Origin of the sequence: Janthinobacterium woesei, assembly GCF_051380875.1 — a bacterium.
In the GTDB taxonomy this organism is placed as follows: domain Bacteria; phylum Pseudomonadota; class Gammaproteobacteria; order Burkholderiales; family Burkholderiaceae_D; genus Janthinobacterium.
On sequence record NZ_JBNYXW010000011.1, the window covers coordinates 60,015 to 84,839 of the forward strand.

At 60.9% G+C, this 24,825-nt stretch carries 22 protein-coding genes and 1 tRNA gene; 8 read left to right on the plus strand and 15 right to left on the minus strand.

Annotated elements, in window-relative coordinates:
- Positions 1 to 4: 4 nt before the first annotated feature.
- The 5 genes from rsfS to ACQ4W6_RS14310 all read right to left on the minus strand — a co-directional run bounded on the left by rsfS (position 5) and on the right by ACQ4W6_RS14310 (position 4,491).
- On the minus strand, positions 5 to 688 hold the full coding sequence (gene rsfS, locus ACQ4W6_RS14290; protein ID WP_436567841.1) for a ribosome silencing factor: 684 nt from the start codon (positions 686 to 688) through the stop codon (positions 5 to 7).
- Positions 689 to 1,384 (minus strand): nicotinate-nucleotide adenylyltransferase, encoded by a 696-nt coding sequence (locus ACQ4W6_RS14295; protein WP_436567842.1) that lies wholly within the window; start codon positions 1,382 to 1,384, stop codon positions 689 to 691. It abuts the gene before it with no gap.
- Entirely contained in the window at positions 1,381 to 2,295 is a 915-nt protein-coding gene (gene hemF / locus ACQ4W6_RS14300) for an oxygen-dependent coproporphyrinogen oxidase (RefSeq protein ID WP_436567843.1), read from the minus strand. The genes ACQ4W6_RS14295 and hemF overlap by 4 nt, the downstream gene beginning before the upstream one ends.
- A 141-nt stretch (positions 2,296 to 2,436) precedes the next feature.
- A complete protein-coding gene (gene purD / locus ACQ4W6_RS14305) occupies positions 2,437 to 3,705 on the minus strand; it encodes a phosphoribosylamine--glycine ligase (protein ID WP_436567844.1) in 1,269 nt (422 codons plus the stop codon).
- A gap of 60 nt (positions 3,706 to 3,765) precedes the next feature.
- Positions 3,766 to 4,491 (minus strand): YebC/PmpR family DNA-binding transcriptional regulator, encoded by a 726-nt coding sequence (locus tag ACQ4W6_RS14310; protein WP_436567845.1) that lies wholly within the window; start codon positions 4,489 to 4,491, stop codon positions 3,766 to 3,768.
- 144 nt (positions 4,492 to 4,635) lie between these two features.
- Here ACQ4W6_RS14310 and ACQ4W6_RS14315 point away from each other — a divergent pair, with 144 nt between their 5' ends.
- From ACQ4W6_RS14315 to ACQ4W6_RS14330, 4 genes are all read left to right on the plus strand, one after another.
- Entirely contained in the window at positions 4,636 to 7,119 is a 2,484-nt protein-coding gene (locus ACQ4W6_RS14315; protein ID WP_436567846.1) for an alkaline phosphatase D family protein, read from the plus strand.
- Positions 7,120 to 7,197: 78 nt separating this feature from the next.
- Positions 7,198 to 8,118 (plus strand): DMT family transporter, encoded by a 921-nt coding sequence (locus ACQ4W6_RS14320; protein WP_436567847.1) that lies wholly within the window; start codon positions 7,198 to 7,200, stop codon positions 8,116 to 8,118.
- A gap of 29 nt (positions 8,119 to 8,147) precedes the next feature.
- On the plus strand, positions 8,148 to 8,537 hold the full coding sequence (locus ACQ4W6_RS14325; RefSeq protein WP_436567848.1) for a methylglyoxal synthase: 390 nt from the start codon (positions 8,148 to 8,150) through the stop codon (positions 8,535 to 8,537).
- A 56-nt stretch (positions 8,538 to 8,593) separates the two neighbouring features.
- Complete coding sequence (locus ACQ4W6_RS14330) at positions 8,594 to 9,571, plus strand: quinone oxidoreductase family protein (RefSeq protein ID WP_436567990.1); 978 nt, start codon at positions 8,594 to 8,596, stop codon at positions 9,569 to 9,571.
- Between the two features lie 186 nt (positions 9,572 to 9,757).
- Here the strand turns inward: ACQ4W6_RS14330 and ACQ4W6_RS14335 are convergent, their stop codons facing one another.
- The gene (locus tag ACQ4W6_RS14335) at positions 9,758 to 10,387 is read right to left on the minus strand and encodes a DUF4136 domain-containing protein (protein ID WP_436567849.1); all 630 of its coding nucleotides are present in this window, start codon (positions 10,385 to 10,387) and stop codon (positions 9,758 to 9,760) included.
- Positions 10,388 to 10,605: 218 nt separating this feature from the next.
- On the opposite strand from ACQ4W6_RS14335, the gene pepN reads away from it, so the two are divergent.
- From pepN to ACQ4W6_RS14355, 4 genes are all read left to right on the plus strand, one after another.
- The gene (gene pepN / locus ACQ4W6_RS14340) at positions 10,606 to 13,260 is read left to right on the plus strand and encodes an aminopeptidase N (RefSeq protein WP_436567850.1); all 2,655 of its coding nucleotides are present in this window, start codon (positions 10,606 to 10,608) and stop codon (positions 13,258 to 13,260) included.
- A 28-nt stretch (positions 13,261 to 13,288) separates the two neighbouring features.
- Positions 13,289 to 14,290 carry a class 1 fructose-bisphosphatase gene (locus ACQ4W6_RS14345; RefSeq protein WP_436567851.1) on the plus strand — a complete coding sequence of 334 codons (1,002 nt, stop codon included), beginning with the start codon at positions 13,289 to 13,291 and terminating at the stop codon, positions 14,288 to 14,290.
- A gap of 115 nt (positions 14,291 to 14,405) precedes the next feature.
- A tRNA-Thr gene (locus ACQ4W6_RS14350) sits at positions 14,406 to 14,481 on the plus strand.
- A gap of 572 nt (positions 14,482 to 15,053) precedes the next feature.
- Positions 15,054 to 15,230, plus strand: a complete 177-nt coding sequence (locus ACQ4W6_RS14355; RefSeq protein WP_436567852.1) for a hypothetical protein — start codon at positions 15,054 to 15,056, stop codon at positions 15,228 to 15,230.
- A gap of 13 nt (positions 15,231 to 15,243) precedes the next feature.
- Here ACQ4W6_RS14355 and ACQ4W6_RS14360 read toward each other — a convergent pair whose 3' ends face one another.
- The 9 genes from ACQ4W6_RS14360 to ACQ4W6_RS14400 all read right to left on the minus strand — a co-directional run bounded on the left by ACQ4W6_RS14360 (position 15,244) and on the right by ACQ4W6_RS14400 (position 24,814).
- Complete coding sequence (locus ACQ4W6_RS14360; RefSeq protein ID WP_436567853.1) at positions 15,244 to 15,705, minus strand: MarR family winged helix-turn-helix transcriptional regulator; 462 nt, start codon at positions 15,703 to 15,705, stop codon at positions 15,244 to 15,246.
- 12 nt (positions 15,706 to 15,717) lie between these two features.
- On the minus strand, positions 15,718 to 17,442 hold the full coding sequence (locus tag ACQ4W6_RS14365; RefSeq protein WP_436567854.1) for an acyl-CoA dehydrogenase family protein: 1,725 nt from the start codon (positions 17,440 to 17,442) through the stop codon (positions 15,718 to 15,720).
- Positions 17,439 to 18,176, minus strand: a complete 738-nt coding sequence (locus tag ACQ4W6_RS14370) for an ABC transporter ATP-binding protein (protein ID WP_436567855.1) — start codon at positions 18,174 to 18,176, stop codon at positions 17,439 to 17,441. The genes ACQ4W6_RS14365 and ACQ4W6_RS14370 overlap by 4 nt, the downstream gene beginning before the upstream one ends.
- 11 nt (positions 18,177 to 18,187) lie before the next feature.
- Complete coding sequence (locus ACQ4W6_RS14375) at positions 18,188 to 19,954, minus strand: branched-chain amino acid ABC transporter ATP-binding protein/permease (protein ID WP_436567856.1); 1,767 nt, start codon at positions 19,952 to 19,954, stop codon at positions 18,188 to 18,190.
- 1 nt (position 19,955) lies between these two features.
- Positions 19,956 to 20,996 carry a branched-chain amino acid ABC transporter permease gene (locus tag ACQ4W6_RS14380; protein ID WP_436567857.1) on the minus strand — a complete coding sequence of 347 codons (1,041 nt, stop codon included), beginning with the start codon at positions 20,994 to 20,996 and terminating at the stop codon, positions 19,956 to 19,958.
- Between the two features lie 89 nt (positions 20,997 to 21,085).
- Positions 21,086 to 22,219 (minus strand): ABC transporter substrate-binding protein, encoded by a 1,134-nt coding sequence (locus tag ACQ4W6_RS14385; RefSeq protein WP_436567858.1) that lies wholly within the window; start codon positions 22,217 to 22,219, stop codon positions 21,086 to 21,088.
- A 66-nt stretch (positions 22,220 to 22,285) separates the two neighbouring features.
- On the minus strand, positions 22,286 to 22,705 hold the full coding sequence (locus ACQ4W6_RS14390) for an acyl-CoA thioesterase (protein ID WP_436567859.1): 420 nt from the start codon (positions 22,703 to 22,705) through the stop codon (positions 22,286 to 22,288).
- Between the two features lie 9 nt (positions 22,706 to 22,714).
- Positions 22,715 to 23,500 carry an SDR family NAD(P)-dependent oxidoreductase gene (locus tag ACQ4W6_RS14395; protein WP_436567860.1) on the minus strand — a complete coding sequence of 262 codons (786 nt, stop codon included), beginning with the start codon at positions 23,498 to 23,500 and terminating at the stop codon, positions 22,715 to 22,717.
- Positions 23,501 to 23,551: 51 nt separating this feature from the next.
- Entirely contained in the window at positions 23,552 to 24,814 is a 1,263-nt protein-coding gene (locus ACQ4W6_RS14400; RefSeq protein WP_436567861.1) for a thiolase family protein, read from the minus strand.
- Between the last annotated feature and the right edge of the window lie 11 nt (positions 24,815 to 24,825).

Genomic DNA, 24,825 nt, shown 5'->3' on the forward strand with positions numbered 1-24,825 from the left:
AGGCTTACTCTTCGACTTTTTTGATACGCTTGATCACGGTTTTCGCCGGTGCTGCATCGGCTGCCGGTTTGGCCGCGCGTGGGGTGCGCACTCTTTTTTCCGGCAGGGCTTTCAAGGCCTTGACGGCGGCCGCTTCGGTCTTGGTCGGCGCGATTTTCACGGTCTTGCCGACGGCTTTCGAGGCGGCTTTTTTCGCCGGGGCTTTCTTGGCGGCGGTCGTGGTGGCTTTCTTGGCCGGCGTCTTTTTCTCGATCACGGGCGAGGCTTCGACCTTGGCCTTGCTTGCTGCCAGATGGCCGCTGACCTTCTTCGGTTCGTCGTCGCCGGCTTTCTTTGGCGCGCGCTTGGCGGCGCCCAGCTTGATTGGCGTGTCGCCCCAGATTTCTTCCAGGCGGTAGTAGGCGCGGATAGGTGCTTGCATGATGTGGACGATCATGTCGCCCAGATCGACCAGCACCCATTCACCGGTGTCCTCGCCTTCCATGCCGATGATGTCGCCGCCGGCTTCCTTGACTTTGTCGCGCACCGAGGCGGCCAGCGCCTTGGTTTGACGGTTCGAGGTACCCGAGACGATCGCGATGCGGTCGAACAGGCTGGTCAGGTGACTCGTTTCGAAGACGGCGATGTCTTGGCCTTTGACGTCTTCAAGGGCGTCAATGACGAGGGTTTGCAGTTTTTTGATGTCCATTTAGCTTTTGTATAAATTATGTTGTTCAATATAGTCTAGCACTAGCGGGGACACAAGCGAGTTCGCCCGATTCCCCCGTTGTAATGCCGCACGTATTTCGGTGGCGGAGATATCCACCGCGAAGTCCTGTGCCAGATAAGTCAGACCGTGCGGCGTGTTGCGGATGCTTTCCAGCGACCCCAGGCGGCGCGAAAACTCGTCGGCGACCACTTGCGGTACTGCTGTGTCATTCAGCGCGAAGCCGGGGCGGGCCGCGACGCAGATATGCGCGTATTCAAATAATTGCTGCCATTCACGCCAGGTCGCGAGCCGCTGCAACTGGTCGGCGCCCATCAGGAAAACGATGGAAGCACGCGGACCCAGTTCGCCGCGTATCTGGCGCAAGGTATCAATGGTGTAGCTGGCCTGGCCATGTTCGCTGCGCTCGATTTCCTGGCGGTCGATCACAACGGGCACGGGCAGACCGGCAAATGCCAGGCTGGCCATCTCGGCGCGCTGCAGGCCGCTGGCGCCAAGATGGCCTTTTTGCCAGGGTGTGCCGGCCGGTATCACGCGCAGTTCATCGGCGTGCAGCAGGCTGGAAAAATGCGTTCCCAGCGCGACATGGCCGATATGCACCGGATCGTAGCTGCCTCCCAGCAGCGCGACGCATGCCATACTGCCCGCCGTGCTACTTGTAGTGCTACTTTCCGTCACGCCTGCAGCCAGTCTCTATGCACAAGGAAGTCAGTATACAACGCCGCTTCGGGACTGCCCGCTTCCGGGTGCCAGTCGTAACGCCACTTGACCACGGGCGGCATCGACATCAGGATCGCTTCCGTGCGGCCACCCGACTGCAGGCCGAACAGGGTGCCGCGGTCGAACACCAGGTTGAACTCGACATAGCGTCCGCGCCGGTAGCACTGGAAATCGCGTTCGCGTTCGCCGTATGGCGTGTCCTTGCGCCGCGCCAGGATCGGCACGTAGGCATCGACAAAGGCGTTGCCGGCGCTGCGCATCATCGCAAAGCTGTCGTCAAAGCCCAGGGCATTGAAATCGTCGAAGAAGATGCCGCCTGCGCCGCGTGCTTCGCGCCGGTGCTTCAGGTAGAAATAATCGTCGCACCACTGCTTGAATTTCGGATGCAGTTCCTCGCCAAATGGCGCCAGCGCATCATGGCACACCTGGTGAAAGTGCCTGACATCGCCCGCGTCGCCATAATACGGCGTCAGATCCATGCCGCCGCCGAACCACCATACGGGTTCGCCTGCAGCATTCACGGTGCTAAAGAAGCGTACATTCATGTGCACCGTGGGTGCATACGGGTTGCGCGGATGCAGCACCAGCGACACGCCCATCGCTTCCCACGCCTTGCCACCCAGTTCAGGGCGCGCGGCCGCTGCCGATGGCGGCAGTGCTGCGCCGGTGACGTGCGAAAAATTCACGCCGCCCCGCTCGAACACATTGCCTTCCTCGATCAGGCGCGAAATGCCACCGCCGCCCTCGGGGCGCTGCCAGGTATCGGTCAGGAACGGCATGCCGTCCTGCGCTTCGAGCGCCTGCACGATACGGCTTTGCAAATCGAGCAAATAGGCCTTGACGGCTGAAGGAGAGGGAATTGACGACATCGCGTGGGCCGACGAGGCCAAAATAAAAAAGTGAGGATGGATTGTACCCTGTTGCGGGTTTTTGTGATAGGGCGGGGCTTGGGCTGTGGCGAAACGAGGATAAGCAAGAGGGGCGTGCCTGGCAGCACACCCCTTGCTGTCTTAATGTTTCAGGCCGCGCCAGCCGATATCGCGGCGGTACTGCGCACCGTCGAAATGGATTTTTTCCACCGTTTCATACGCTTGCTTCTGCGCCATCTTGATGCTGTCGCCCAGACCCACCACGCATAGCACGCGGCCACCGTTGGTGACCAGGCGCTCGCCCTCGATGCGGGTACCCGCATGGAAGGTGATGGCGTCCGGCGTTTCGGCCGGGATGTCGCCGATAGCCGTGCCCTTGACGGGATCGTCCGGGTAGCCTGCGGCTGCCATCACCACGCCGACGGCCGTGCGGCGGTCCCATTCCAGTTCCACCGCGTCCAGGGTGCCATTGACGGCGTGTTCCATCACGCTCACCAGGTCCGTCTTCAGGCGCGCCATGATCGGCTGCGTTTCCGGGTCGCCCATGCGGCAGTTGAATTCCAGCGTCTTCGGCGTGCCCTTGTCGTCGATCATCAGGCCGGCGTACAAAAAGCCCGTAAACGTGATGCCATCCTTGGCCATGCCTTGAATGGTCGGCACGATGATTTCGCGCATGACGCGTGCATGCATGGCCGGCGTGACGATCGGCGCTGGCGAATAGGCGCCCATGCCGCCCGTGTTCGGGCCCTGGTCGTGGTCTTTCAGGCGTTTATGATCCTGGCTGGTGGCCAGCGGCAGGATGTTCTTGCCGTCGCACATGACGATGAAGCTCGCTTCTTCGCCGGCCAGGAATTGCTCGATGACGATACGCGCGCCGGCGTCGCCGAACTGGTTATCGGCCAGCATCATGTCGACTGCCTGATGGGCTTCTTCCAGAGTCATGGCAACGACGACGCCCTTGCCGGCGGCCAGGCCATCGGCCTTGATGACGATGGGCGCGCCCATGGCGTCGATGTACGCATGCGCCGGGGCGAGGTCGGAAAACGTCTGGTAGGCAGCCGTCGGGATGCCGTGGCGCTGCATGAAGGCCTTGGCGAAGTCTTTCGACGATTCCAGTTGCGCCGCCTCTTTGGTCGGGCCAAAGATTTTCAGGCCGCGCGAGCGGAACAGGTTGACGATGCCCGCTGCCAGCGGCACTTCCGGACCGACCACGGTCAGGCTGATGTGTTCCTGCTGAACGAAGTCGGCCAGCAATTGCGGGTCGCTGATGTCGAGATTGACCAGGCGCGCATCGCGCGCGGTGCCGCCATTGCCCGGCGCGACATACACCATCTGTATGCGTTCGGACTGGGCCAGTTTCCAGGCCAGGGCGTGTTCGCGGCCGCCAGAGCCGACTACCAGAATTTTCATAGGGACCGTTCGTTCAGTGTGGGTTGCAGGGCAGGCGTGCTGCCCTTGTGTGCAGAGTGATTAATTCTCTATTAAGGCGTTCGTGAAAACTTCCTGGACATCGTCCAGCAGTTCCAGCGCATCGATCAGCTTTTGCATCTTGATGGCGTCGTCGCCCGTATAAACAGTTTCCGTCGCCGGTTTCATGATGACTTCGGCCACTTCGGCCTTGAATCCGGCCGCTTCCAGCGCTTCCTTGACGGTGGCGAAATCATGCACGGGGGTCAGCACTTCGAAGCCGCCTTCTTCGTCGGCGATGACGTCGTCGGCGCCAGCTTCCAGGGCCGCTTCCATCAGTTTGTCTTCATCGGTGCCCGGTGCGAACAGCAATTGGCCGCAATGCTGGAACATGAAGGCGACCGAGCCTTCGTTGCCCATGTTGCCGCCGTTCTTGTTGAAGGCGTTGCGCACCTCGGCCACGGTGCGTACCTTGTTGTCGGTCATGCATTCGACGACGACGGCCGCGCCGCCCACGCCGTAGCCCTCGTAGCGCACTTCTTCGTAGTTGGCACCGTCGACACCGCCGCTGCCGCGGTTGATCGCGCGCTGGACGTTGTCTTTGGGCATGTTCGCGTCGGCCGCCTTGTCGACCGCCAGGCGCAGGCGTGGATTGGCCGCGATATCGGCGCCGCCCAGGCGGGCCGCAACCGTGATTTCCTTGATCAGGCGAGTCCAGATTTTGCCGCGCTTGGCATCCGTGGCAGCCTTTTTATGCTTGATGTTGGCCCATTTGCTATGTCCTGCCATGTCGAATCTTCCTTAGACGGGTGTTCAATTGTGGCCGACATTTTAGCATATCGGCCCCCTGCAAAGCAGCATGGCCGCGTCATCAAGCTGACACAATCTGTTGCTAAAGTGACGCGCTTTCACCATAGTTGAGGGCGCGACATCATGGCAAATCAAATGGACAGGCGGCAATTTCTGAAATTCGGTGGTTTTATTACCGTCTCGGTTGCCACGGCAGGGCTCACCGCCTGCGGCAGCACCGATTACAGCGATCATGGTGTGCCGCTGGCTACCGGCGGCGACTGGAAATTCCCGCAAAGCGTCGCTGCCGGCGACCCGCGTCCGGACAGCGTCATGCTGTGGACGCGCGTCGTGCCTGCCAGTTTTGACGCCGTCGCGCCCGCCGTGGCCGGCAAGGAAGAGGTCGCCGTGCGCCTGATCGTCAGCGCGCTTGACAATACGGGCGCCCTGGGCAGCAACACGGCTTTGGCCGGCACGCCCATCGTCGATGCGAAGTTGCCATTGAAAGCCGATTTCGACAATACCTTGCGCCACAAGGTGACGGGCTTGCAGCCGGGGCAAGTGTATTTCTATCAGTTCATCGCCGGCGACGTGCGCTCGAACGTGGGCCGCTTCAAGACGGCGCCTGCCGCCACGGCCGACGTGTCTCAGCTGCAATTTGCCTACCTGACGTGCCAGGACTGGAGCATCAACCACTGGGGCGCGCTGGCGCACATCGCGGCCAACGAGGCGCTCGACTTCATCGTCCACCTCGGCGATTACATCTATGAAACGGTGGGTGAAGCGTTCCAGAGCGGCGCCGTGGAAAGCCGCCACGACCAGCTGAAACTGCCGGATGGCACGTTTAAAAGCGGCACTGCGGGCGCCAAATACGCCTCCACGGTGGCCGACTACCGCTACCTGTACAAGAAATACCGCACCGATACGCGCTTGCAAGCCGTGCACGAGCGCTTCGCCTTCATCGCTATCTGGGATGACCACGAATTCACGGATGACGCCTGGCAAGACGCTTCCACCTATGAAGGCATCGTCGCAGCTGATGGCGGCGATTTGCACCAGCCATCGCGCCGCCGCAGCGCCAACCAGGCCTGGTTCGAATACATGCCGGCCGACGTCACGTTCGACGCCGCCGCGACGACCTTCCAGAATATCCAGATCTACCGCGATTTCCAGTTCGGCAAGTTAATGCAACTGGTGATGACGGATGAGCGCCTATACCGCGCCGACCATGCGATTGCCGAATCGACCATCAACCCGGCCACCGGCAAGCCGCTGGGCAGCATCGGCAGCCGCTACCTGGTGCCGCAGCAGCTGTTCGACAGCGTGGAAGGGCAAAAGATGGCTGCCGCCACCAAGGCGGGCGCTGACCCGCTGGCGGCAGTTGGCATGCTGGGCAGCACCCAGCGCGACTGGTGGAAGAGCAAGATGAAGGCGGCAACTTCCACCTGGAAGCTGTGGGGCAATGAAGTGTCCCTGCTGCGCATGGGCTTGAATGGCACGGACGCGATTGCCACCCTGGTGGCTCTCAGTGCCATGTCGACCGTGGGCAAGGCCATCGCCAGCACCCTGCCTTTGGTGGGCGGCAGCGTGCCGCTGGCGTCCGCCATCGTGGCCGCCTCGACGGCTGGCGCTTCGCAGAGCGTTGCGCAAACGGCGGCCATGGCTATCGCAGGGGCGGCGGCCAATGCCAGCGCGCAGGGAGCGGCAGCCGTGGGCGCCGGTTTGAGCGCGGCCCAGGCCGGTCTCACGGTGGCGGCCTACAACAGCGCCACGCCGGCGGCAGCGGCGCAAGTGATCGCCTTTGGCTGGATCAAGCCCGACGTGCTGGCCAACAAGGCGGCGTCCAGCTTTGTCGCAGCTTCGGGGCAGCAGGCGGCGCTGGCGCCGTTCTTCACGCGCTTTTTGCTCAATTGCGACCAGTGGGATGGCTACAACAGCGAGCGCAAGCACTTGATGGCGCACCTGAAAACGAATGCCATCGGCAACGTGGTGGCCATCACGGGCGATATCCATTCCTTCTTCGCCGGCACGGTCAGCGACGATTTTGACGCGGCAGGGGGCGGCACGCCCGTCATGGTGGATCTGGTGTCGGCGGGCGTGAGTTCGGACTCCTTCTTCAGTTATCTGAAGGCAGCGGCCGGCACGATGGGCGATATCGGCACGCTCGTCAGCTATCCGCTGGCCATTCCCGTCACGGGCCTGGGCACGGTGAACATCGACGTCAACTTGCTTGACTACACCATGGGTAAGGCCGCGCCCACCGTGGACAGCCTGCTCGAACAGCTGCGCGTGCAGCTGCGCGGCGCGCTGGCCGCCAAGGGCGTGCCGGAAGTGCAGCTCGACGCTACGGTAGTAGCCGTGCAGGCTGGCTTGAAAGCGAGCACTGACTTCAATACGTCCCTGCTGGGCCTGGCGCAGCAACTGTCCGGCCTGGGCAACAACCCGTGGATCAAGCATCTGAACACGGATGCGCAGGGCTACACGGTGGTGACGTTGACGCCGGGCAAGCTGGTGGCGCAATTCAAGCAAGTCAACAAGCTGGTCGGTGGCAGTGCGCCGGCAACGGTCATCGCACGGGTGACGACGGCGACGGTGACGGCGGGAGCTGCGGCGGTGGTGGTTTCTTAAGGGGAGCAATGCGCCTCACTGAGGCGCATTGCCCCGCAGCACTCAGCTTCCTTTCGCTTTTGCCATTACAATCCTGGGATGAGCTCCAGTTCCCCGCAAGCATCCCCCACTTCGATTCCCCGTTCCGTCTACCTCGGTGGCCTGACCATCGCCGTGGGCGGGGCGGTGCTGTTTTCCACCAAGGCCATCGTTGCCAAGCTGCTGTACCGCTACCAGATCGATGCTGTCACCCTGATCGCCTTCAGGATGATCTTTTCGCTCCCCGTGTTTGCTGTCATCGCCTGGTGGCAGATGCGCACGGAGCCGCCGCTGTCGAATAGCGACCGTTGGCGACTGGTCGGCCTGGGGCTGGTCGGCTATTACCTGTCCAGCTATCTGGACTTCCTGGGGCTGCAATACATTTCCGTGGGGTTGGAACGGCTGATCCTGTTCCTCACGCCCACGTTCGTGCTCTTGATTACCACCGTGTACTTCAAGCAGAGCATCAGCCGCGTGCAGTGGTTGGCTCTGTTGACTTCGTATTGCGGCATCGTGCTGGTCTTCGTGCACGATTTGCAAGCCGGCGCCAGCAATGTGGCGCTCGGTTCCACCCTGGTGCTGGGTTCTGCGTGCGCGTATGCCGTGTATCTACTCGGTTCGGGCGAACTGGTCAAACGTATCGGCTCGATGCGCCTGGTCAGCTACGCCATGTGCGTGGCCAGCTTTGCCTGCATTGCCCAGTTCTTCATCCTGCGCCCCGTCGAACTGCTGATCCAGCCCATGCCCGTGTATGGTTTGTCTTTGTTAAATGGCATTTTTTGCACGGTGATGCCCGTCTTCATGACGATGATCGCCGTCGAACGCATCGGTGCGCCCGTCGCCTCGCAGGCCGGCATGATCGGCCCCGTATCGACCCTGTTTTTGGGCGCCATGATTCTCGATGAACCGATCACCAATTGGCAGTTGGCCGGCACCAGCCTGGTATTGGCCGGTATTTACTTGCTGTCGAAAAAGAAATAATTCCTCCCACCCACTGAAATGACCCCACCATGAAAACACGCATCGCCCTGATTGCCCACGATAAGAAAAAAGATGACATGATTACCCTGGCGGGCGAGTACCTGGATTTTCTCAAGGGCTGCGAATTGTCGGCCACGGGCACCACGGGCGGCCGCCTGATCAATGAGCTGGGCTTGACGGTCGAGCGCAAGCATTCCGGCCCGTTTGGCGGCGACTTGCAGATCGGCGCCCTGCTGGTGGAAGGCTTGATCGATTGCGTGATCTTCCTGCGCGACCCGATGACGCCACAGCCGCACGAGCCGGACATCAACGCCCTGGTGCGCGCGTGCGACGTGCACAACGTGGCGTGCGCGACGAACCTGTCATCGGCGCACCTGGTGCTGTCGCGGCTGCAAGCGCTGGCCACAACGGCCGCCTGACGTTTCCCCCCATTCTTCCCAAGGAGCATATTGTGAGCGCAACGAGTATGGAAAAGATGAGCACCAAGGCCATTCGCGTACAGCGCGTCGGCGGGCCGGAAGTGATGGAATATGTGGATGTGGAACTGCCGCCGCCGGGGCCTGGCGAGGCGCGGGTGAAACATGAGGCCATCGGCCTTAATTTTATCGACGTGTATTTCCGCACGGGCTTGTATCCGCAGCCGTTGCCGGCGGGCCTCGGCGTCGAGGGGGCGGGCATCGTCGAGGCGGTGGGCGAGGGCGTGACAGAAGTCAAGGTGGGCGACAGGGTGGCGTATGCGGCGCGCATCAACGGCGCGTATGCGCAGCAGCGTAATCTTCCAGCGGCCTTGCTGCTGGTGCTGCCCGAGCGTATCGGCTTCGATACGGCGGCCGCCATGATGCTGCAAGGCTTGACGGTGCAGTACCTGTTCCACCGCACGGTGGCCTTGAAGGCGGGCGACACGGTGCTGTTCCATGCAGCCGCAGGCGGCGTTGGCCTCATCGCTTGCCAATGGGCCAAGGTGCTGGGCGTGAATTTGATCGGCACGGCCGGTTCCGATGAAAAAGTGGCCCTGGCCAAGGCCCATGGCGCGGCCCATGTCATCAACTACAACACGGAAAACTTCGTCGAGCGCGTCAGGGAAATCACGGGCGGCAAGGGCGTCTCGGTGGTGTACGATTCGATCGGCAAGGATACCTTTACGGGGTCGTTGGACTGCCTGGCGCCGCTGGGCATGATGGTCAGCTTCGGCAACGCATCCGGCCCCGTGCCGGCATTTACCCTTTCCGAACTGGCGTCGCGCGGCTCGCTGTTCATCACGCGTCCGGCCCTGTTCAGCTATGCCTCCAACCGCACGAACCTGGAAGAGATGGCTACCTCGCTGTTTGGCGTCGTCAGCAGCGGCGAAGTGAAGATCGAGATCAACCAGCGCTACAGCCTGGCCAATATCGCCCAGGCGCACGCCGACCTGGAAGGGCGCAAGACCACTGGCTCGACCATTATCGTGCCATGAGCGGCGACAGCGGGAACGATGGCTCGCCGAAATTTGGCCGGCTGCTGATCGTGCTGCTGTTGGCCGTTTCATTGATCGGCGTCATTACGCTTTCAGCGGAAGCATATTATTCCTGAGTAAAAAAACCGGCTTGCGCATTGCTGCACAAGCCGGTTTTTTGACTATGAGCACCTACGCGACGCCTGATTACTCCACCTTGACTTCAACCTTGCGTGGCACGCCGCTTTGGCCAGGGAAGTCGGCAAAGGCGCTGGCCACCATGGCAGGCATCACTTGCGACGTGGCGCGCTTGTTGCTGGTCGATTGCACGGTCACGTCATACAATTTCTTGCCGCTGCGGTCGTTGATTGTCACGCGCAGTTCGCGTTCGTATTTGTGACGCACGCTTTCTTCCACGTCCATCGGGCCATACCAGTAGGGGTTATAGCCAAAGCGGCCATAGCCTGGCCACGCGCCGTAGCGGTAGCCGTAGCGGCCAGGCCAGTAGCCGGGGCCATACCAGAATGGGTCGCTGGCCTGGATCACGCGCTCAGGATAGTCGACCGTCGAAAAATCCATCGCCACGCGTAAATTGGCTGCCGCAGGGCCGGATGCTTCGCCGAAGCCGTGCTTGGCCAGTTCCTTGCGTACCAGATTCTGGTAGTTGCGGTATTCCAGCGTGTCGCTTTCAGCCACTGGCGCTTCGAAGGCATACGATTTGTCCTGCAATTGTGCGGGCCATTCATGGAAGGCCGTCACATCGCTGCGAATGGTAGTGGCGCATCCGGTGAGCAACACGGTCAATGCGGCCATCATCATGGTGAGATATCGTTTCATTGCATGATCTCCTTGGATTAGACGCAATTCATCGTCTGGTATTATAAGAATAGTTCTAATAGTTTCCATTTATTATTACAGATTGTTACCTGGGATGTCGGCGAGTAAGGGAATGCAACATTCCTGATCTGAATCGGCGTCATTGGCCGGTGAATCGCTACTATCCGGGGCTGGTGTTGGTAAAATAGGCTTTTGCCTCCGCTCCCACCCACATCCCTATGCGCACAGACAGCCCTCAGACGATTTACCGCAAAGATTACACGCCGCCCAGCTTCCTGGTCGACAGCGTCGAACTTGGTTTCGATCTCGATCCCGCCCGCACAGTGGTGGCGAGCCGGATCCGCATGCGCCACAACCCGCAAAGCACCAGCCGCAGCATCGAGTTGCACGGCGAACATATTGAACTGGTGCAAGTACGCCTGAATGGCAAGGTATTAAAGCCGTCGCAGTACAAGCTGACGGCCAGCATGCTGACCATTCCGAAGGCGCCCGACGAGGTGCAACTGGATATCGAAACGCTGCTGGCGCCACAGGACAATACTTCGTTGTCCGGCCTGTACGTGTCGAACCATAATTTTTTCACGCAATGTGAGGCCGAGGGCTTCCGCCGCATCACCTTCTTCCCGGACCGCCCGGACGTGATGGCCAAGTACACGGTCATGCTGCGCGCCGACAAGGACAAGTATCCGGTGCTGCTGTCGAATGGCAACCTGATCGAAGAGGGCGACCTCGGTGATGGCCGTCATTACGCCAAGTGGGAAGACCCGTTCAAGAAGCCATCCTACCTGTTCGCCTTGGTGGCGGCACGCCTGGTGTGCCAGGAAGAACGCTACACCTTGCAGTCGGGCCGCGAAGTGCTGCTGCAAGTGTGGGTGGAAGAAGGCAACCTGGATAAAACCGATTACGCCATGCAGTCGTTGAAAAACTCCATCCGCTGGGACGAGGAGCGCTTCGGACTGGAACTGGACCTGGACCGCTTCATGATCGTGGCCGTGGGTGACTTCAACATGGGCGCCATGGAAAACAAGGGCCTGAACATCTTCAATACCAAGTATGTGCTGGCCAATCCACGCGTGGCAACCGACGTCGATTACGCGGGTATCGAAGCGGTAGTGGGCCACGAATACTTCCATAACTGGACCGGCAACCGCGTCACCTGCCGTGACTGGTTCCAACTATCGCTGAAAGAAGGCTTGACGGTCTTCCGTGACCAGGAATTCTCGGCCGACATGATCGGCACGGACACGGGCCGGGCCGTCACGCGCATCGACCAGGTGCGCACCTTGCGCCAGGCGCAATTCCCCGAAGACGCGGGGCCGATGGCGCACCCGGTGCGTCCTGATTCCTTTGTCGAGATCAATAATTTTTATACGGTCACCATCTACGAAAAGGGCGCCGAAGTAGTGCGCATGGTTCAGACCCTGGTGGGCCGTGATGGCTTTCGCAAGGGCATGGACCTCTACTTTGAACGCCATGATGGCCAGGCCGTGCAGTGCGACGACTTCCGCGCCGCCATGGCGGACGCGAACGGCCGCGACTTTAGCCAGTTCGAGCGCTGGTACAGCCAGGCCGGCACGCCCATCGTCAAGGCCTCCACGCGTTACGATGCCGCCAGCCGGACGTTCGAGCTGACCCTGGCGCAAAGCTGTCCCGCCACGCCAGGCCAGCCGGAAAAACTGCCGTTCCACATTCCCTTCAGCGTGGGTTTGCTGGGCGCTGACGGCCGCGACTTGCCGCTGCATGTCGATGGCGTGGCGTCGAACGGCGCCACCAGCGTCGTGCTGGAATTGACCGAAGCATCGCAGACCTTCCGCTTCACGAATGTGCTTGAGGTGCCCGTGCCGTCGCTGCTGCGCGATTTTTCCGCCCCCGTGGTGCTGGAGTACGGCTACAGCGATGCCGAACTGCTGCATTTGTTCCGGCATGACAGCGACCCCGTGAACCGCTGGGAAGCCGGCCAGCGCCTGGCCATGGAGCGCTTGCTCAGGCTGACCGGCGCCGTCGCCGCTGGCGAGACGCTGGCACTGGACGACACCTTCATCGCAGCGCAGCGTGCCTTGCTGGCCGATGCTACGCTGGATGCGGCCTTCCGCGAACTGGCTCTGATCCTGCCATCGGAAACCATCATCGCCGAACGCATGGCGCAAGTCGATCCGCAAGCGATCCATGCGGCGCGCCAGTTCATGCGCCGCACCATCGCGGCTGCCCTGAAGCCTGAATTGCTGGCGCAATACCACGCCAACCAGACGCCGGGAGACTACAGCCCCGATGCCCTGTCGGCCGGCAAGCGCGCGCTGAAAAACCTGGCCCTGTCCTACCTGCTGATTGCCCCGGGCGCGCAAGAGCTGGCCCTGGCGCAGCAGCAGTTCGACAGCGCCGGCAACATGACGGACCGTGCTAGCGCGCTGGCGGCCCTGATCCATTCCGGTTCGCAGCCGCATGCGCAGGCGGCGCTGGCCAGCTTTTATGCCGATTTTGAAAATGAAGCGTTGGTGGTTGACAAGTGGTTCGCCATGCAGGCCGCCGCGCCCACATGCGCCGTGCAGGCGGTGCGCCAACTGATGATGCATCCGGCTTTTACCTTAAAAAATCCGAACCGCGCACGCAGCCTGATCTTCAACTTCACCAATGGCAATCCATCGCAGTTCCATGCGGCAGACGGCAGCGGCTACGCGTTCTGGGCCGAGCAAGTCATCGCGCTCGACGCCCTGAACCCGCAAGTGGCCGCCCGCCTGGCGCGCTCCATGGACCGCTGGCGCCGTTATGTGCCTGCGCTGCAAAGCCATATGCGTGCAGCACTGGGAAAAGTGGCCGGCCAGGCCGGCCTGTCGAACGATGTGATGGAAGTCATTTCCAAAGCGTTGGCCAATTAAACAATTATTACTAAAACAGAGAGCATTCATGAAACGCATCAGTCTTACGCAATACCTGGTTGAAGAGCAGCGCTCGAACAACAGCATTCCGGCCGAGCTGCGCCTGCTGATTGAAGTCGTCGCGCGTGCCTGCAAGACCATTAGCCACGCCGTCAGCAAGGGCGCCCTGGGCGAAGTGCTGGGGACGGCTGACACGGAAAACGTGCAAGGCGAAGTGCAGAAAAAGCTCGACATCATCTCCAACGAGATCCTGCTCGAAGCGAATGAATGGGGCGGCCATCTGGCAGCGATGGCGTCGGAAGAGATGGAATCGATCCACCCGATCCCAAACCGCTATCCAAAAGGCGAATACATGCTGTTGTTCGACCCATTGGATGGCTCGTCGAACATCGACGTCAACGTCTCGATCGGCACCATCTTCTCCGTGCTGAAGGCGCCGGAAGGCATGGGCGAACCAACCGAGCAGGACTTCATGCAGGCGGGCGTCAAGCAAGTGGCGGCCGGCTACGCCGTGTATGGCCCGCAAACCATGCTGGTGCTGACCTTTGGCAATGGCGTCAATTGCTTCACCCTGGACCGCGAGATGGGTTCTTGGGTACTCACGCAAAGCAATATGCAGATTCCCGCCACTACCCGCGAATTTGCCATCAATATGTCGAATGCGCGCCACTGGCATCCGCCCGTCAAGCGCTATGTCGACGAACTGCTGGCCGGCGACACAGGCCCGCGTGGCACCAATTTCAACATGCGCTGGATCGCTTCGATGGTGGCCGACGTGCACCGCATCCTGAGCCGCGGCGGCGTCTTCATGTACCCTGCTGACCTGCGCGATACATCGATGCCCGGCAAGCTGCGTTTGATGTATGAAGCGAACCCGATGGCGTTCATCGTCGAGCAAGCCGGTGGCGCCGCCACCGACGGCCAGCAGCGCATCATGGACATCGTCCCGCACAAGCTGCACCAGCGCGTGCCCGTCTTCCTCGGCTCGAAAGACGAAGTGGCCCGCGTCACGGCTTATCACGCGGAGTAAAGACGGCACTTTTCAACGTTTTTCAGCGGCCCTGACCAGGGCCGCTGAAAAAAATGAAAAAAGATCGCGTTGACACTAGCAAATTTTGTGCATTGTTTGTAGAATGTGGGTCTTCGCCGTTGTAGCTCAGTTGGTAGAGCAGCACATTCGTAATGTGAAGGTCGCCAGTTCGATTCCGGCCAACGGCACCAAGTATTCGCAGTAAAATCAAAGGGTTACACGCTTCGGCTTGTAGCCCTTTGTCGTTTTCGGCACTCGTTGAAAACTCATGTAACCGCTGTGTAACCCAAATGGACAAATGCGGCGCGGCTTATGGAGTCGCCGTTATCGTATCGCTGGCAAGTGCGGGCTTGCGATTTCAGCCTGGCCGAGCATGTTGCCGAGCCGGTGCAACCAAGAGCGGACGATTGTTCGGCAACCAATGTGTGACCGTGGCCAATGGCTTTTCATAAAAAAACATGGATCAGATACGACTGAAGCAGTGCGCAGAGCAGATTAATATTCTATTAATGAAATATGCGACTGATAATGAAGATGCTGCAAGATTGCAGGCTGCCTTGGTCGCATTAATCAGCGATGTGCGCTCACGAACGATTGCCAAGTACGAAGTCTCCGACCAAAGGTGCCGAAGTGCTCGCCCAGCACTTTGACATTAGCCTTGAGGTCGTAAGAAATGAACTGGAGTATGGAATTCGCCTTGGGCGATATGTGTTCGCCACCGCACATGCGGTTGAGGATGGGCCCCGAGGGAGCAGAAATAGACATGAACATCAGCAAAAAAGCGGCATGCGTATTCTTGGGTTGCACCGGGATAGATTTTGCTGAATGCGATAGGGGGTATCTGGAATGCGGGAAGGTCGTGGCGATGACCACCGATCAGGCCGCCTTAACGAAGTGCGGGGCGCATGTAGGTTTTGGCGTCGGTTCAGCCGAAGTTTAGTGGAGTCCTCCGCTTAGAGGTATATTTTTTTCAAAAGCCGGAGCAATGTCTTACGTTCCGCCACAGTCAGGCGCGAAGACGCGACAAATTCAAGTTCCGATGCCGCGCTCTCGGCGGCGCGCATCAACGCGGCACCCTCAGGCGTTGGATGCAAACCGGAAGCCCGGCCATCATTCGGGTGCGGGCGCCGGGTGATTAGGCGACGCTTTTCAAGCGTATTGACCAAGCTGACCAAGTTCGGCGGGAGCATCCCCAGCGCGCTGCATAACTGGCGCGACGTGATGCCGGGATTATGCAGGATCAGCGATGCCACTGAAAAATCAACTACCCGCAGGTCATACTCGGCCATGCGTTCCATGAAAACTCCGATCACCGCCAATGCCGCGCGGCGGGCATTGTAGCCGACCAGGGTTTCAAGGTAACGCGTGTCGACCTCATCGACACTGGGGGTGGGTTTTGGATTTTCGGTTGGCATGGGTAGACTGGTTCAAGATGCGTTTTCAACCAGGGGCACCTGCTCCACGGCGGCTGCAATTATAGCAAACCGCATCGTCAGTTCCGGCATCACCCAGCGTTCAAGCGCCTGCGCCGGCACGGACCAGCGCGGCATCGCGGGCGCGGCCGCACGGCCGATTTGCGCCCATGCCCAATCGAGCAATACCAATGCCACAGCGCGCAAGTAATCATCGGCGACCCAATGCGCCAGGGTATTGTCGTGCGCGGCAGCGCGCAACAGTTGGCCGGTGTGCACTTCGAGTGCCGCCAGCCGGTCCAATACCCGCGCCTCATTTGGCCGGGCCGCATCGAGGTCTGCGCGTAGCGCGTCGAGCCAGAGTGCCAATGCCTGGCCGCCATCGGGTAGTACTTTGCGCACCAGGAAATCAATCGCCTGGATTTCGTTGGTGCCTTCATAGATCATGGCAACCCGTGCATCGCGCACGTTTTGCTCGATGCCCCACTCACGCACATAACCATGGCCACCAAACACCTGCAGGCACTCGCTCCCGCCATAAAACGCCTGTTGCGTGAACGCCGCCTTGAGCACCGGCGTGACCAGGCTGCACCAGCGCTGCGCGGCATCGCGTCGCGCGGCCTCCGGGTGGTATTTGGCCAGATCCAGTTCCAGGGCCGTACGATAGGCCAGTACCCGGCCGGCGTCGATCCAGGCGCGCTGCGTATCGAGAATGCGGCGCATGGCCGGGTGCTCGCTGATCAGATCGGCTTCCGCGACCGATTTGGCGCGCCCCGGCGCGCGCATCTGGCGCCGCTCACGCGAATAGGCATCGGCCTTCTGCCAGGCAGCGTCGAGCAGACCGATGCCCTGCAGCGCCACATGCAGGCGCGCCGCATTCATCATCACAAACATCGCGTTCAAGCCGCGGCCGGGCTCGCCGATGATCCAAGCGGTCGCCTGATCGAAGCGGATCACGCAGGTCGGGCTGCCGTGCAATCCCATCTTTTCTTCGATGCGCTCGCAATGCACGGCATTCCTGGCGCCATCCGGCATGAATTTGGGAGCGAGAAACAGCGACAAACCTTTCGGTCCGGGTGGCGCGTCGGGCAGGCGCGCCAACACCAGATGCACGATATTGTCGGTCATGTCGTGCTCGCCGCCCGAGATGAAAATCTTGGTGCCGTCGAGCTGATAGCTGCCATCGGCCTGCGGCAATGCCTTGGTGCGCGCCAAGCCCAGATCGCTGCCTGCCTGGGGCTCGGTCAGGCACATCGTGGCCAGCCATTCGCCGGTGGCTAGCTTCTCGAGATAACGTTCCTTCAGCGCATCGGCGGCGTGGTGCTTGATGCACTCGTAGGCGCCATGCAGCAGACCCGGCGCCATCGTCCAGCCATGGTTTGCCGCGCTCAGCATTTCGTACAGCATCGCTTCCAGGACCGCCGGCAAACCTTGTCCGCCGTCTTCCGGTGCAGCTGCCAGCGCTGGCCAGCCAGACTGCCAGAAAGATTGATAGGCGTCGCGAAACCCGGGCGGCATGGTGACCTCGCCCGCGCTGAACCGGGCACCGATTTCATCGCCGCTTCGGTTGAGCGGCGCGACCACGGCCGCGACAAATTTTCCGGCCTCTTCGACCACCTGCCGCATCAGTTCCGCGTCGACCTCGCTGTAGGCAGGCAGCGCCCGTAAATGGTCCTCGGTCTTCAAGACCCGGGACAGCAGGAACAGCATGTCATCGGTGGAAGGTTGGTAATCATTCATGTTGCTGCCTTTCGCGCCGCGCCCAGATACGATTCAATGACCCTCGGATCTTGCGCCAGATCGGCGGCGGGACCCGTCAGGCTGATCGCCCCCATTTCCAATACGTAGCCATGATCGGCCACGGCCAGTGCGGCGCGCGCATTCTGCTCGATCAGCAAAATCGTGACGCCCGTCTGACGCAATTCGGTAATGATGTTGAAAATCTCGCGCACAACCAGCGGCGCCAGGCCAAGGCTCGGTTCATCCAGCATCAGCAGGCTCGGGCGTGACATCATGGCGCGGCCCACTGCCAGCATCTGGCGCTCGCCGCCGGACAAGGTACCGGCCAGTTGCAGCCGCCTTTCCTTAAGGCGGGGAAACAGGTCGTAGACATCGGCAATCCGGTCGCGCCAGGTCGCATTCCCCAAGCGCATTTGCCGGAACCCGCCCAGTATCAGATTGTCTTCCACCGGCATGCTGCCGAACAGTTCGCGCCGCTCGGGTACCAGCGCAATGCCCAGCATGACGCGTTCTTCCAGGGTCAGCTCGGCAATCGATTCACCTTTGAACTCAATACCGCCTTGTCCCGGCAAAATACCCATCAAAGTATTGAGCAGCGTGGATTTTCCGGCCCCGTTAGGACCGAGGACGGTAATCACGTGGCCGGTGTCGGCATGCAGGTCGATGCCATGCAAGACTTCGGCCCGGCCGTAACCGGCGCGCAGATTGTGAACACGCAGAAGAGGATGGGTCATATCAGTAATCCTTAAAAATCGGTACCAAGGTAGGCGGCGCGCACTTTGGGGCTCTGCTGAATCTGCTCAGGCGTGCCATCCGTCAAGCGCGCGCCAAACTCCATGACGACGAGGTGATCGCACACATCCATGACCAGATCCATGTCGTGCTCTACCAGCAAGATGCTCATCCCTTCGGCGCGCAGCTGGCGCAGTACGTCGGCAAGGGCTTGCTTTTCCTTGTGGCGCAGGCCTGCGGCAGGCTCGTCGAGCAGGAGCAATGCAGGATCGCTGCACAGGGCGCGCGCAATTTCCATCAGACGCTGCGGTCCCATCGCCAGATTGCCGGCTTGCTCATGCAGGTAAGCCCCCATGCCGATCCGTTCAAGCTGGCGCTGCGCCTCGCGGAACAGCTGTTTCTCTTCCTCGCGATTGAAGCGCAGCATGGCTGACGCCATGCCTTTGCTACCGCGCAGATGGCTGCCGAGCGCGACGTTTTCCAGGACGGTCATTTCCGGAATCATCTTGACGTGCTGGAAGGTGCGCGACATACCACGCGCAGCGATATCGCGCGAACGCAGCCCGCCTATCTCTTTCCCGCGGAACAGCACGCTCCCGCTGCTGAGGGACAGCACGCCGGTGATCAGATTGAAGGTGGTGGACTTGCCCGCCCCATTCGGCCCGATCAAGCCGACGATTTGACCGGCGCGAATCTGGAAGTCGATGTCATTGACCGCGACCAGGCCGCCGAATTGCTTGCGCAGCTTGCGCACATCGAGAACCAGTTCGTCGCGCGCCGGCTTGACACGCTCGGCCAACGGAGCAGCCACGCTCCAGTCCACTTTGCGGTCCGGCCGCGGCAGGCGCTTTTCAACGAAGGACCAAAGGCCGTCGGGCAGGTACTTCAGCATCAGCACCAGGATGAGGCCAAACACGATAATCTCATAGCTGCCGCTGGTGCCCAGCAGCTGTGGCAACAACACTTGCAGCTGGTCTTCGAGCAACTTGGTCAGCAACGCGCCGGCAAGCGCACCCCAGACATAGCCGACGCCGCCCACGACGCTCATGAACAGGTATTCGATACCCATCTTCAGACCGAATGGCGAGGGATTAACCGAGCGCTGCAAGTGCGCGAACAGCCACCCCGACACCGATGCCAGTATGGCCGCGAGCAGGAAGATCATGATCTTGTAGCGCAGCGTGTTGACGCCCATGGCCTCGGCCATATGCGTGCCATTGCGCAGGGAGCGCATGGCACGCCCCGCGCGCGAATCGAGCAGATGAGTGATGGCCAGTGCCGCCGCCAAGACCACGGCCCAGGTCAGCGCATAAAAGCCGCGCCCCTGGCCAACTTCCCAGCCGAACAGCGTCAGGCCCTCGACGCCGAGCAAACCATCGTATTTGCCGAGCGCATCCAGATTGCCCATCAAGTAATACAAGGACAGGCCCCACGCCATCGTCGCCAGCGGCAGGTAATGACCCGACATCCTCAGCGTCAGCCATGCAAGCAACAGGGCGCACAGCGTCGTCAAGCCGATACCGATGAGCAGCGTGATCCACGGCGACAAGCCCGTATTGAGTGTCAGCCAGGCGGTGCTGTACGCGCCGATGCCGACGAAAGCGGCCTGGCCAAACGATGTCAGCCCCGCGACGCCGGTCAGCAGCACCAGCCCTAGGCAAACAAGGCTGTAAAGACCAATGTAATTAAGCTGGGTAATCCAGAAATCCGGCAGCGGCAATACCGCCACCAGGATCAGCACTACAACCAGTACCCATATGCCATAACGCCGTGCCAGCATGTCAGTGTTCCTCTGTAGAATGGCCATCCCGCAGCGAGCGCCACAGCAGCACCGGCAGGATGATTGTAAATACGATGACTTCCTTGAATGCACTGGCCCAGAAAGCGCCGAATGCTTCGACGATGCCGACGAACAGGGCCCCGAACAATGCACCGGGGTAGCTTGAAAGACCAGCCACGACCGCGGCCACGAAGCCCTTCAGGCCAATCAGGAAACCGGAGTCATAAAACACCGTGGTGGTCGGTCCGATCAGCATCCCGGACAGGGCGCCTATCAATGCCGCCATGGCAAAGGTCAGCTGTCCGGCCGACTGCGAGGAGATCCCCATCAAGCGCGCGCCGAGACGGTTGACGGCCGTCGCGCGCAGCGCCTTGCCATAGATCGAACGCTCGAAAAATAACCACAACATCACGATCAGTGCGACCGAGACGGCAGCGATGATGATGGTCTGTCCGCTGAGATTGACCGGGCCGAGCGCGAGCCGCATATCCCAGAACGACGGATTGCGGTATCCTTCGGCGCCAAAAAACAGCAGACCGAGACCGGTCATGGCGAAATGCACGCCGACTGAAACGATGAGCAGAACCAGCGAGGTGGCATCGGCCAGCGACTGGTACGCCAGGCGGTAGACCAGCGGGCCGAACGCAGCGACGACACCAATGCTGAGCAGCGCTTGCACGAGCAAGGGCAGCTGCAGCGGCGCGGCCCAGACGGTCACGCCGGCGATTACCACCGGGATTGCCAGCGTCCTGAGCGCCGATTTCAGCGCGGCGGCAGGTTTGCGGTAGCGCTGCCAAGCGGCAAAGCCATCCAATGCTGCGGCGATCAGCGCCATGATCAGGAGTAACCAGACGGTTCCCGGAATTTTTCCGGTCTGGAGGATGGCCAATGTCAAAGCGCCATAGGCAACGAACTCACCTTGCGGAATGAAAATGATCCGCGTGACGGTGAATACCAGCACGGTAGCCAAGCCTAGCAACGCATAGATAGCGCCATTGGTCAGGCCGTCCAGCATCAAAATGCTAGCGATCGAAAAGTCCATGAGAATGCCTTGCAGTGAGCAAAAAAGTTTTTTTGTCGCGCGCAGCGGGGCCGACCAGCCTCGCTGCGTGCGCCGGTACTAACTGGGTGTTATTCGACTTTCCAGTCGCCGTTGACGACCTTCAGCATCACGCCGGTTTCAGGCGTATAACCCCAATGATCGGCCGCGGTCCAGTTGACCACGCCATGCGATACGACGGTGCGGCCCATGGTTTGCAGTGCGTCGCGCAGCGCAGCGCGAAATTCCTTGGTGCCAGGCCTGGCCTTTTTGAGGGCGATGGGAATGGCTTTTTCCAGTACCAGCACGGTGTCATAGCTATGGCCGGCAAACTGATTGCGCGAGCCCGGGCCGTACGTTTTTTCGAACTGCTGGACGAAGTCAATCGCTATTTTTTTGGATGGATGGTTGTCAGGCAGCTGTTCCGCGATCACTGCGGGGCCGGACACGACATACGCACCTTCCACGCTCTTGCCGCCGACGCGCATCAGGTCGCGCGAGGCGGCGGCATGCGTCTGGTAAATCTTGCCCTTGTAGCCACGCTCGACGACCGCCATGTGCGGCATCGCCGCACCGCTGCCGGACGCCACGATCAAGATCGCATCGGGATTGGCGGACACCAGTTTCAGTACCTGGCCGGTCACGCTGGTATCGGCGCGCGAGAAGCGCTCTGCCGCCACGACCTTGATGCCATGTTTATTGGCCTCGGCCGTAAAATCCTTCAGCCAGCTTTCGCCATACACGTCGGTGTAGCCAAGGAAGCCGACCGTCTTGACGCCCTGTTTCGTCATCAAGCCGACGATAGCGTGCGACATGACCGCGTTCGATTGCGGCATGCGGAAGGTCCAGCCATCCTTGCCTGGCGGCAGAACGACCGGCGACAGCGACAGTTGCACCGTGCCCGAATCGGCCGCTACCGCGGCAATCGTCGTCGCGGGCGGCGTGGCGACCGAACCGATAATGATGTCGACCTTGTCGTCGGTCACGAAGCGGCTAGCGTTTTTCGCGCCGTTGGTCGGGTCGGTCGCATCATCGAGAATGATGAGCTTGACTTTTTCGCCGCCGATCGTTGCCGGCCACAGCTTCATCTGTTGATTGACCGGTATGCCCAGGCCGGAAGCAGGACCGGTCAATGGCAGGCTCACGCCGATCGTGATGTCGGCCAGTGCGGAACCGGATACGAGCAAAGCGATGGCGACGCAGGCCGCATTTTTTTTCAGTCTCATGAATGTCTCCTTTAATTTTTTTAGTAATGCCCAGGATGAATCACCTACCAACCACAACTGCCAAACTCAACTGCATTTCATCTTGATATCTTCTGGTACGGCGATCGCCTTGATACGCTCCGGGTTGTCCGGCAGGCGGACACAAAAGGCGCGCACTTCGGTCCCTTCGCACAGCACCTCGTCGCCGCGCTTGACGATGTGGCGATGGACGAATACCTTGTCGCGCCATTCCTCGACGCTGGTGTGGATCTGCAGTGTCTCGCCATACGTGGCCGGCCGCATGAACTTGGTATTGATTTCCAGCAGAGGTGTGCCAATGATGTTGCTCGTCTTCACCAGTTCGCGCCAGGGCGGGACCCCGCATTGCACGAAGAAATTGAGCGACGAAGCGTCCATCCATTTCAAAAAGTTTGGGAAGAAGACGATGCCTGCCGGGTCACAATCGCCAAACATGACGTTGACCTCATACACAATGGTTTTGCTCATCTTGTGCTTTCAGCGGGGCGCCATGCGCAATGCGCCGTCAAGGCGGATCACCTCGCCGTTCAGGTGCACGTTGGTGACGATGTGCGCGGCAAGCCGGGCAAACTCTTCCGGTTTGCCCAGGCGCTGCGGAAAGGGAATGCTGGCAGCGAGCGACACTTGCACCGCTTCCGGCAGCGTCTGCATCAGCGGGGTGGAGAACAGGCCAGGCGCGATCGTGCACACGCGGATACCCGATTGCGCCAGGTCGCGCGCCATCGGCAGCGTCATGCTGACCAGCCCACCCTTGGATGCGCTGTAGGCTTGCTGGCCAACCTGCCCGTCGAACGCGGCCACCGAGGCGGTAAACAGGATGACGCCACGTTCCCCGTCTTCCAGCGGTTCGAGGCGCGCGCAGGCAGCGGCAAACAGCCGGCTCGCGTTGTACGTGCCGAGCAGGTTAACGTTGATGACCTTGCTGAAGTCCTCCAGCGGCGCCGGACTGCCATCCCTGCCGACGACCCGTTTGGCACTGCCGATGCCGGCAATGTTCATCAGGATCCGGGCCGGGCCCAGCGCCTGCGCAGCCGCATCCAGGGCCGCTTGCAGACTGTCGGTCTGCGTAATGTCGCATTGCACCGCGAAGGCCGTGCCCGCTCCCTGCGCGGCATTGATGTCGGCCGCCACTTTTTCTGCATGCGCCCCATTCAGGTCCAGCACGGCGACCCTGGCGCCAAGGCGGGCCAGTTCGCGCGCAGTTGCTTCGCCCAGGCCCGAACCGCCGCCCGTGACCAACGCCGATGTTCCTTGAATATTCATGCGGTCTACCCTTTCTGTTCTCGTTTTCAGTATCGGTTCAAGCGATTGCGCTCACAGCGCTTCCGGATTTTCCAGCAACAGCGCGATGCCCTGCCCACCCCCAATGCAAGCACTGGCAATACCCCAGCGCACGCCGGATCGTTTCATTTCCCGCGCCAGCGTGATGGTCAGGCGCACGCCCGTCGCGGCCAGCGGATGGCCCAAGGCGATCGCGCCGCCATTCACGTTCAGCCGGTTCAAGTCGAGTCCAAGCTCGCGCGCCACGGCCAGGGTTTGCGCCCCTTGCGCTTCGTTGATCTCGAACCGGCCAATCTGCTCCAGCGTCAAACCGGCGCGTTCCAGCAGCAGGCGGATCGCCGGGGCCGGGCCGATCCCCATGATTTCGGGCGGCACGCCAACGACGGCGGCAGCGGCCACGCGGGCCAGCGGCTGCTTGCCATTCTCGCTGCCCCAAGCGCGGGCGTAGCTACCCGAAGCGACCACTGCCGCGGCGGCGGCATCGACCAGGGCGGCGCTATTGCCGCCGGTCTGCACACCGTCCGGCAACACCGGCTTGAGCTTGCCCAACACATCGGCTGGAGAAATACGTGCATGGGTATCGTGGGCGACTTCCGTGATCTTTCCTTGCAGGCGGATCGCGCGCGTTTGATAGCCGGGCAGTTCGAATTGCTCGCTGATGACGGCGACGATCTCGCCGGCATGAAAGCCATCCTCCTGGGCCGCGACCGCCTTGGCAAACGATGCCGAGGCAAATGCATCGACCTCTTCACGGGTAATCGCGTATTTTTTCGCCAGGTTTTCCGCCGTTTCGATCATGTTGATCCCGGCCGCCGGATCCTTCAGCGCCTCCCACATGTAATCCTTGAAGGCGACCGGCGCACCCAGTTTGAAACCGGTGCGGTGATCAAACGCGGCAATCGGGTTGCGCGTCATGCTCTCGGTGCCGACCACCAGCGCGGTGTCGCACGCGCCGGCCTGGATCTGCTCACCTGCCTGGCGGAACAATTCAAATCCTGTGCCGCAGATGCGCTGCGCCATCAGCGCCGGCACCTCGACCGGTACGCCGGCGTAGAGACCGATATGGCGCGGCAAGAAAAACTGGTCGAAGTCGCCTGGCGCCATATTGCCGGCGATTACCGAGCCAATCTGTGCGCCTGCGACGCCGCTGCGCTTGAGCGCCTCGCGCGCCGCCTTGATTCCCAGATCGGTCGGCGAAATGTGGCCGAGTGCGCCGCAATAATCGACCATCGGGGTCCGTACGCCGTCGAGCATCCATACATCGTCAAACTTGCTGAATAAACCTTTGGTTGCCATATTTAATATCC

Bases quoted from the DNA above. Each gene is read 5' to 3' on its own strand.
- ACQ4W6_RS14395 (WP_436567860.1), bottom strand. From the start codon at position 23,500: ATGAATATTCAAGGAACATCGGCGTTGGTCACGGGCGGCGGTTCGGGC.
- ACQ4W6_RS14335 (WP_436567849.1), bottom strand. From the start codon at position 10,387: ATGAAACGATATCTCACCATGATGATGGCCGCATTGACCGTGTTGCTC.
- ACQ4W6_RS14325 (WP_436567848.1), top strand. From the start codon at position 8,148: ATGAAAACACGCATCGCCCTGATTGCCCACGATAAGAAAAAAGATGAC.
- ACQ4W6_RS14385 (WP_436567858.1), bottom strand. From the start codon at position 22,219: ATGAGACTGAAAAAAAATGCGGCCTGCGTCGCCATCGCTTTGCTCGTA.
- ACQ4W6_RS14390 (WP_436567859.1), bottom strand. From the start codon at position 22,705: ATGAGCAAAACCATTGTGTATGAGGTCAACGTCATGTTTGGCGATTGT.
- pepN (WP_436567850.1), top strand. From the start codon at position 10,606: ATGCGCACAGACAGCCCTCAGACGATTTACCGCAAAGATTACACGCCG.
- purD (WP_436567844.1), bottom strand. From the start codon at position 3,705: ATGAAAATTCTGGTAGTCGGCTCTGGCGGCCGCGAACACGCCCTGGCC.
- ACQ4W6_RS14315 (WP_436567846.1), top strand. From the start codon at position 4,636: ATGGCAAATCAAATGGACAGGCGGCAATTTCTGAAATTCGGTGGTTTT.
- ACQ4W6_RS14365 (WP_436567854.1), bottom strand. From the start codon at position 17,442: ATGAATGATTACCAACCTTCCACCGATGACATGCTGTTCCTGCTGTCC.
- ACQ4W6_RS14360 (WP_436567853.1), bottom strand. From the start codon at position 15,705: ATGCCAACCGAAAATCCAAAACCCACCCCCAGTGTCGATGAGGTCGAC.
- ACQ4W6_RS14355 (WP_436567852.1), top strand. From the start codon at position 15,054: ATGAACATCAGCAAAAAAGCGGCATGCGTATTCTTGGGTTGCACCGGG.
- ACQ4W6_RS14330 (WP_436567990.1), top strand. From the start codon at position 8,594: ATGAGCACCAAGGCCATTCGCGTACAGCGCGTCGGCGGGCCGGAAGTG.
- ACQ4W6_RS14310 (WP_436567845.1), bottom strand. From the start codon at position 4,491: ATGGCAGGACATAGCAAATGGGCCAACATCAAGCATAAAAAGGCTGCC.
- ACQ4W6_RS14375 (WP_436567856.1), bottom strand. From the start codon at position 19,954: ATGCTGGCACGGCGTTATGGCATATGGGTACTGGTTGTAGTGCTGATC.
- ACQ4W6_RS14320 (WP_436567847.1), top strand. From the start codon at position 7,198: ATGAGCTCCAGTTCCCCGCAAGCATCCCCCACTTCGATTCCCCGTTCC.
- hemF (WP_436567843.1), bottom strand. From the start codon at position 2,295: ATGTCGTCAATTCCCTCTCCTTCAGCCGTCAAGGCCTATTTGCTCGAT.
- ACQ4W6_RS14370 (WP_436567855.1), bottom strand. From the start codon at position 18,176: ATGACCCATCCTCTTCTGCGTGTTCACAATCTGCGCGCCGGTTACGGC.
- ACQ4W6_RS14380 (WP_436567857.1), bottom strand. From the start codon at position 20,996: ATGGACTTTTCGATCGCTAGCATTTTGATGCTGGACGGCCTGACCAAT.
- rsfS (WP_436567841.1), bottom strand. From the start codon at position 688: ATGGACATCAAAAAACTGCAAACCCTCGTCATTGACGCCCTTGAAGAC.
- ACQ4W6_RS14400 (WP_436567861.1), bottom strand. From the start codon at position 24,814: ATGGCAACCAAAGGTTTATTCAGCAAGTTTGACGATGTATGGATGCTC.
- ACQ4W6_RS14345 (WP_436567851.1), top strand. From the start codon at position 13,289: ATGAAACGCATCAGTCTTACGCAATACCTGGTTGAAGAGCAGCGCTCG.